Genomic DNA, 6,745 nt, shown 5'->3' on the forward strand with positions numbered 1-6,745 from the left:
CTCACCCCAACGAGCCGAGTGCCTTCAGTCGTTCATGCGCTTGCGTCATGATCGATTGAATGAGTTCGTCGCAGCTGGGCAGGTCGTCGATCATGCCGACCACCTGGCCCGACGCCAGCACACCCGCACGGGTGTCGCCCTCAACCAGCCCGGCTTTGAGCAGCATGGGGGTGTTGCCGGCCATGATGATCTGTTGCCAGGTGCGCTCACCGGATTTGCGCATCGACCGTCCGTCGCGCAGCATCGTGGTCCACCGCATCCCGGTCATCTGCTTGAACTCGTTGGCATTTCGTGCCGCCGCGTACAGTGCCTTGACCCGGCTGCCGCCTTCGAGTGCTTCGACGAGCGGGGTGCGCAGCACCCGATGCGGCATGCCGTCAACCTTCACCGACACCACGGTGTCACCGAGACCTCGTTGCAAGTATTCCTGCTTGACGGTGTCGGGGACGGCGCTGTCGGAGGTGAGCAGAAAGCGCGTGCCCATCGCGACACCTTCGGCCCCGTAGGCCAGCGCGGCGGCCAGTCCTCGCCCGTCGAAGAAGCCGCCGGCGGCGACCACCGGCATGTCGATACCCTTGGCCGACAACGCATCCAGCACCGACGGCAGCAGCAGGGTGGTGGCCACCGGTCCGGTGTGGCCGCCGCCTTCGCCGCCCTGCACGATGACCGCGTCGGCGCCCCAGGAAGCAACCTTCACCGCATGCTTGGCGGCGCCGATGGACGGGATGACCACCACACCATGTTCTTTGAGCTTGGCGATGAGTTCTTGCTTGGGTGCCAGCGCGAACGACGCGACCTTGACACCCTCGCGGATCAGCAGATCGATCCGCTGCCCGGCATCGGTGGCGTCGGCACGGATGTTGACGCCGAAGGGCTTGTCGGTCAACGACTTCGTCTTGGCGACTGCGGCCTCGAGCTCGGGGTAGGTCATGGTCGCCGACGCGAGGATGCCCAATCCGCCGGCATTCGACGTGGCCGACGTGAGTGCCGGGCCCGAGACCCAGCCCATCCCGGTCTGCACCACCGGATACTCGACGCCGACCAACTCGGTGAACTTCGTGGGCAGCGAGGCGGCCCGCGCCGATGCCGTCATCGAACTTCTCGATTCCGAACACCCTTGGGATCAAGTACGTCCCGGACGAGTCCGAGTTCCTCATCGGTGGGGCGACGAGTCTCGGGGGCGTCGGTAAGCCCCGCGATCTCGAAGCTCGTGTTCTCGGCCACCTCGTCGGCCGTGACGCCGGGATGCAACGACAGCGCGCGCATGGTGTGGTCGGGCCCGCCGAAGTCGAAGACACCGAGGTTGGTCACCACACGGTGGATGTCGAGGTCGTCGAAGGCCGGGTTGGATGGGTCGGCCTTGTCGTAGCCGACGCCGCAGACGATGTCGACCGTGTCGACAAACACGCGTGCCGAGTGCCGGGCCACCCAATAGCTCGTCGGGTGATTGATGGTGTTGCCGGGAGCGCCACGCGCACCGAACATCTGGCGCGTCGGATGCTGAAGCGGCCCGAAGGCCGACAGATTCTGGTTGCCGAATCGGTCGATCTGGTTGGCTCCCATCACCACATGGCGACGGCCCGACGCGACGACGTCGAACACCTTGCGGAATGGCAGCCAGCCCTCGATGGGACCCGAGCGTCCGATGGCCGGGGTGTCGGCGAAGATCAGCGCCTCGCCGTCGGTGATGAGCAGGTCCGGTTCGGTGGTGAGCCGAGCCAGTCGCGCGCCGAGAAGGGGGGTGGGTGCCATCGGCGACGCCAGGATCTCGCCTGCACCGGAAAAGATCTCGGCGCAAGCGATCACGCAGTACTCGGCCCGAGTGACCGCAGTCTCGGTGGTCTCGGTGGTCGTCACTTGCCGTCCTCCTTTGTCTCGGCCCGCTCTGCCTGCCAGGCTGCGACTTCGCGCTGATAGGTTGCCTCGTCGACGCGAAGGAAGCGCTCCGAGAACGCTTCCCAGGTCTCGGGTTCCTTGGCGGATTCGACGTAGAACTGCTGGAAGCTCTCATCCCTGCCGTAATCTCCGGCGAACGTGAAGTGTGCACCGTTGAGGGTGTGCACAACGCGATCGACGTTCATGCGGTTCAGCAGAAGGCGCTGTTGCGGAACGGATTTCACCAGCACTTCGGTGGACACCAGCTGGTCGGTCTCCAGATAGCGGCGATCGGCTGCGGCGCAGTACAGGTCGTCGAAGTACGGGTCGATACCGGTGTAGGCGGCGTTGCCGTAGCTGTCGGCGAGGTCGAGGTGGACGAAGGCCGCGTCGAGTCGCAATGCCGGCATGGCGATCAGCGTCTGGGTTCGCCCGTCGGGGTCGGCGTACGGCGACTCGACCGTCTTCAATTCGCCCTCCCAGAACCGCAGGACGTCCGAGCCCAGACCCGCGCGAATCGGCAGGAAGGGCAGGCGCGCAGCTGCTGCCTCGAGCCCGCACTTCACCATGCCCTCGTCCATCTCGCGCACCTCGATCGCGCCGGTCGTGCGCGCCTTGGCGAACCAGGGGTCGTAGAACGGCGCCGAGTCCAGGGACACGAACCCGTAGTACGCGCGCCGGACTTTGCCTGCGGCGCACAGCAAACCGAGATCTGGCCCGCCGTAGGTGACCACCGTGAGGTCCTTGACGTCGGACCGGGCGATGGCCCGCACCAGGGCCATCGGTTTGCGTCGCGAACCCCAGCCGCCGATGCCGATGGTCATCCCATCGCGCAGCTCGGCCACCACGTCGTCGAGCGTGCTGGTCTTGTCGGTCGTCATGTCAGGCCGGTCCTCCGTTGGCGTGAGCTGCAGCGCTGGTTTTGGGCTTTCCGGTGGCGACGAAGGCATCGCGGTGTTCGTCGGCGACGCCGGCGAGGTTGAGTTCGAAGGTGAAGCCCTGCTCCAGCCGGTAACTCGACTTCACGTCCACCGGGTCGATGTGGTTGATCGCTTCCTTCGCCGCCCGGATCACGCGGGTGTCCTTGGCGGCGATCATCTCGGCGACTTCCAGTGCGGTGTCGAGCAATTGCTCGCGCGGCACGACGCGATACACCGAGCCGAAGTGCTCGAGTTGCTGTGCCGTCACATTCTGGGCCGTGTAGTACAGCGTGCGCATCATGTGCTGCGGAACGAGGCGCGCCAGATGCGTGGCCGCGCCGAGTGCGCCGCGATCCACCTCGGGCAACCCGAAGACCGCATCGTCGGAGGCCACGATGACGTCGGCGTTGCCGACGAGGCCGACGCCGCCACCGACGCAGAACCCGTTGACCGCCACGATCACCGGGACCGCGCAGTCGTAGACGGCGGAGAAGGCCGCGGCGCAACCGCGATTGGCGCCGATGAGAGCGTCGAAGCCGTCGGTGGCCTGCATCTCCTTGATGTCGACGCCCGCGTTGAACCCACGGCCCTCGGCGCGCAGCACCACGACATGGGTGTCGGGGTCGTCTCCGGCTGCGGTGATCGCGTCGGCCAATTCGAACCAGGCAGCCGAGGGCAGTGCGTTGACCGGGGGATAGTCGACGGTCACCGTCACGATCCCGGATGCGGTGGTGTCGGTGGTGATCGGCACTCGTGCTCCTCTCGTCGAGCATCGAACATCAGAGAAATCGAACCAAGCAAGTGCTTGGTTGTTTGGTAGGGTAGCACCCATGGAGACGCAGTCACAGGTCGATCTGGGCCTGACAGGCACGGTCGTCCTGGTGACCGGCGGTGCTCGAGGGGTTGGCGCGGGAATCACCAGGACGCTCGTCGGGCTCGGCGCGGTGCCGGTGATCTGCGGCCGCAGCCCCGACAACGTGGTCGCCGACCTGCGCGACGTCGAGTTCGTGGCCTGCGACGTGCGCGACGACGCGGCGGTCGAGGCGATGATCCGGCAGATCGCCGACGAGCACGGCCGGATCGACGGGGTGGTCAACAACGCGGGCGGGTCGCCGTTTGTACCGGCGGCCGACGCGTCGGCCCGGTTTACCGGCAAGATCGTCGAACTCAACCTGCTGGCGCCGATGATCGTCGCGCGCCACGCCAACGCCGTCATGCAGACCCAGGCGGACGGCGGCGCGATCGTCAACGTGTCGAGCGTCAGTGGGCACCGGCCATCGCCGGGGACATCGGCCTACGGTGCCGCGAAGGCGGGACTCGACAACCTGATGTCGTCGCTGGCGGTCGAATGGGCGCCGCGCGTGCGGGTCAACTCCGTCGTGGCCGGGCCGGTCGAGACCGAACAGTCGCACCTGCACTACGGCGATGCGGACGGGGTCGCTGCGGTCGGCGCGACCATCCCGATGGGTCGGATGGCCACTCCCGCCGACATCGGAAATGCGGTGTCATTCCTGCTGTCCCCGTTGGCCGGATACGTCACCGGGTCGACGCTGACGGTGCACGGCGGCGGCGAGAAGCCGGCCTTCCTGGATGCGGCCACAGTGAACAACGAGACGGTTGGAACAGCAAGCTGAGAGGGAAAAGTCTTGGGTGACAGGGTGAACGAGGGTCGGGTCGCGATCGTGACCGGCGCCGGGCAGGGTATCGGACGGGCGCATGCGCTGGCCTTCGCGGCCGACGGCGCGCGGGTCGTGGTCAACGACTATGCGGCCGACGCGGCAGCGGCCGTGGCCGACGAGATCCGCGCCGCCGGTGGGGAAGCTGTGGCCTCGGTCGGCGACGTCGCCGATTGGGATTACGGTGCCGCGCTGGTGGACACGGCGGTGAGCGAGTTCGGTCGTCTCGACATCCTGGTCAACAATGCCGGATTCGTCCGCGACCGCATGCTGGTGTCGCTGTCGGAGGACGAATGGGATGCCGTGGTGCGGGTTCATCTGAAGGGGCACTTCGTCACCCTGCGGAGCGCCAGCGCGTACTGGCGGGCCGAGTCCAAGGCGGGACGGCAGCCGGCCGGACGCATCATCAACACGAGTTCCGGTGCGGGACTGTTCGGTTCGGTCGGCCAGGGCAACTACGTGGCGGCCAAGGCCGGCATCCTCGGTCTCACCATCCAGGCAGCGGCGGAACTGGGCGGCTACGGAGTCACCGCCAACGCGATCGCCCCCGCGGCTCGCACGCAGATGACGATGGGCGCCGGCGACGACATGGCCGCACAGATGGCGGCACCGGCCGACGGCTCGTTCGATGTGATGGACCCGGCCAACATCTCCCCACTCGTGGTCTGGCTGGGGTCACCCGAATCGGCGTCGGTCACCGGCCGCGTCTTCGAGGTCGAAGGCGGGCGGATCACCGCGCTCGACGGGTGGCAGCGCAGCGTCGAACGTGACAAGGGATCCCGTTGGGAGCCCGCCGAACTCGGTCCCGTCGTCGAAGAGCTGCTGGCCAAGACGCCCGAACCCGTGCCCGTGTACGGCGCCCGGTGAGCGAGCGCGACGCCGCACGCATCGCGGCCGCCAAGGCCTACGTCGATGCGTTGGTGAGCCACGACGCGTCGGCCGTCTCTCTCCATCCCGATTGCACGCGAGTGGAATTCGGGGTGAAGACCGGACGCAACGGTCCACACATCGCGCGCAGTCTCGCGCGGGGCCCGCAGTTCCGTCTGATCCACCGCATCAGCGATTTCGAGGCGGAGGTCGACGGACACAGTGTGTCAACCCGGTACTATGTCCACGTCGCGCCGAAGTTTCTCGGGCTGGCGGCCAAGGTGTCGGAGACCTTCGTCGTCGACGAGGGCGATCAGATCCGGGCCATCGTGGCGCGATTCGGGGTGCCGCGGCGGGTGTGAGCACTATCTTGCTGTCCTGTTGACAACCGCCCAAGCATTCGTGAAATGGGCGCTATCGTCACCGGAATGATTGGCCCCGGCTTACCACCGTTGATGTCCCGCCCGGTCCGTGATCGCCCCCGCGAACGCCTTGCGTCGCTTGGCCCGGCGGCGCTCAGCGACGCCGAGTTGGTGGCAATCCTTCTCGGGTCGGGCACGCGTGGCAGACCTGCAACAGAATTGGCCGCCGTATTGCTTGCAGAACTGGGCGGTGTGGCCGGAATTGCTAACGCAGACGTTGACGAACTGGCTAGGCACTCTGGGATCGGTGCCGCCAAGGCCAGCACCCTCGTGGCGGCGTTCGCACTATCCTCGCGACTATCCCTCGTTCACGCACCGGTAGTCGCCTCGTCGGCAGACATTGCGGCTGCGGCGATCTCGCGGATCGGCAGCGTACGAACCGAGCACGTTCTGCTGCTGATCCTCGACGCCGCGAGATCCTTGCGCTGGCACTTCGACACGATGCGGTGGCAATTGCGTTGGCGCACAACCATCCGGGTGGCACCGTGATTCCGAGCACTGAGGACCGTGAGGCCACGCAACGCCTTCGCCGGGCCACCCGGGAAGTAGGTATCCGATTCCTTGATCATGTCATCGTGAGTGGCGACGATTGGGCCAGCATCACAGCGCCGGACGTGAAGTAGCCGGACTATGGCCAGGTGATGATGACCTTGCCGGTGACCGCGTGCCGCCAGATGACTGCGCGTCCTTCGGCCAATGTGGGTATCCAAATCTCGAGATGCTTGAACTGGTGGCATGGGATGCACAGCGGGATGAGGTCGTCGGTGATGGTCCAGCCGCCGTCGATCGGGTGGGCATGGTTGTAGGGCTTGACGTGGTCGAGTTGGCATTCGGCCACGGGTCGTCCGCAGTAGGGTCCGCGGCAGTGGTGGTCAGTCAGCGCGATGGCGCGCCGCTGTGCGTCTGTTGGTTCGTAGTCCAACGCCCCGACCGGGGGTACGAGTAGCCCACCGTGTCCGGTGGGGTCGATCGGCGCCGGGTTGGG

General features: G+C 66.7%; 10 protein-coding genes. 5 read left to right on the plus strand and 5 right to left on the minus strand.

All coding sequences use genetic code 11. From position 1 onward, the window contains the following. Position 1 precedes the first annotated feature (1 nt). Genes ABZW74_RS16880 through echA20 form a run of 4 tightly spaced genes read right to left on the minus strand, consistent with a single transcriptional unit; the run spans position 2 to position 3,546 of the window. Positions 2 to 1,093: a nitronate monooxygenase gene (locus ABZW74_RS16880; RefSeq protein WP_240861177.1), complete on the minus strand. Its 1,092-nt coding sequence runs from the start codon at positions 1,091 to 1,093 to the stop codon at positions 2 to 4. After that, positions 1,090 to 1,857, minus strand: coding sequence for a CoA-transferase (locus ABZW74_RS16885; RefSeq protein WP_355277724.1), 768 nt, complete (start codon positions 1,855 to 1,857; stop codon positions 1,090 to 1,092). Before ABZW74_RS16885 ends, ABZW74_RS16880 begins: the two co-directional genes overlap by 4 nt. Further along, on the minus strand, positions 1,854 to 2,756 hold the full coding sequence (locus ABZW74_RS16890; protein WP_240861181.1) for a CoA-transferase: 903 nt from the start codon (positions 2,754 to 2,756) through the stop codon (positions 1,854 to 1,856). The genes ABZW74_RS16885 and ABZW74_RS16890 overlap by 4 nt, the downstream gene beginning before the upstream one ends. 1 nt (position 2,757) lies before the next feature. Then, entirely contained in the window at positions 2,758 to 3,546 is a 789-nt protein-coding gene (gene echA20 / locus ABZW74_RS16895) for a (7aS)-7a-methyl-1,5-dioxo-2,3,5,6,7,7a-hexahydro-1H-indene-carboxyl-CoA hydrolase (protein ID WP_240861183.1), read from the minus strand. A gap of 79 nt (positions 3,547 to 3,625) precedes the next feature. Here echA20 and ABZW74_RS16900 point away from each other — a divergent pair, with 79 nt between their 5' ends. From ABZW74_RS16900 to ABZW74_RS16920, 5 genes are all read left to right on the plus strand, one after another. Then, the gene (locus tag ABZW74_RS16900) at positions 3,626 to 4,429 is read left to right on the plus strand and encodes an SDR family oxidoreductase (RefSeq protein WP_240861184.1); all 804 of its coding nucleotides are present in this window, start codon (positions 3,626 to 3,628) and stop codon (positions 4,427 to 4,429) included. A 12-nt stretch (positions 4,430 to 4,441) separates the two neighbouring features. Beyond that, positions 4,442 to 5,338 carry an SDR family oxidoreductase gene (locus tag ABZW74_RS16905; RefSeq protein WP_240861185.1) on the plus strand — a complete coding sequence of 299 codons (897 nt, stop codon included), beginning with the start codon at positions 4,442 to 4,444 and terminating at the stop codon, positions 5,336 to 5,338. Further along, the gene (locus ABZW74_RS16910; protein WP_355277729.1) at positions 5,335 to 5,700 is read left to right on the plus strand and encodes a hypothetical protein; all 366 of its coding nucleotides are present in this window, start codon (positions 5,335 to 5,337) and stop codon (positions 5,698 to 5,700) included. Before ABZW74_RS16905 ends, ABZW74_RS16910 begins: the two co-directional genes overlap by 4 nt. Positions 5,701 to 5,793: 93 nt before the next feature. Beyond that, positions 5,794 to 6,249: a UPF0758 domain-containing protein gene (locus ABZW74_RS16915; protein WP_355277744.1), complete on the plus strand. Its 456-nt coding sequence runs from the start codon at positions 5,794 to 5,796 to the stop codon at positions 6,247 to 6,249. After that, positions 6,207 to 6,383, plus strand: a complete 177-nt coding sequence (locus ABZW74_RS16920) for a JAB domain-containing protein (protein ID WP_355277731.1) — start codon at positions 6,207 to 6,209, stop codon at positions 6,381 to 6,383. Before ABZW74_RS16915 ends, ABZW74_RS16920 begins: the two co-directional genes overlap by 43 nt. 5 nt (positions 6,384 to 6,388) lie before the next feature. Here the strand turns inward: ABZW74_RS16920 and ABZW74_RS16925 are convergent. Beyond that, positions 6,389 to 6,745, minus strand: a 357-nt coding sequence (locus tag ABZW74_RS16925; protein ID WP_355277738.1) for an HNH endonuclease signature motif containing protein, incomplete at its 5' end; no start/stop codon positions are given.

The sequence above is a fragment of the Gordonia sp. NPDC003585 genome, from assembly GCF_040610755.1.
GTDB lineage: Bacteria > Actinomycetota > Actinomycetes > Mycobacteriales > Mycobacteriaceae > Gordonia.

Excerpts from the sequence above, each read along its gene's own strand:
- ABZW74_RS16880 (WP_240861177.1), bottom strand. The coding sequence starts at position 1,093 with ATGACGGCATCGGCGCGGGCCGCCTCGCTGCCCACGAAGTTCACCGAG.
- ABZW74_RS16890 (WP_240861181.1), bottom strand. The coding sequence starts at position 2,756 with ATGACGACCGACAAGACCAGCACGCTCGACGACGTGGTGGCCGAGCTG.
- ABZW74_RS16900 (WP_240861184.1), top strand. The coding sequence starts at position 3,626 with ATGGAGACGCAGTCACAGGTCGATCTGGGCCTGACAGGCACGGTCGTC.
- ABZW74_RS16915 (WP_355277744.1), top strand. The coding sequence starts at position 5,794 with ATGTCCCGCCCGGTCCGTGATCGCCCCCGCGAACGCCTTGCGTCGCTT.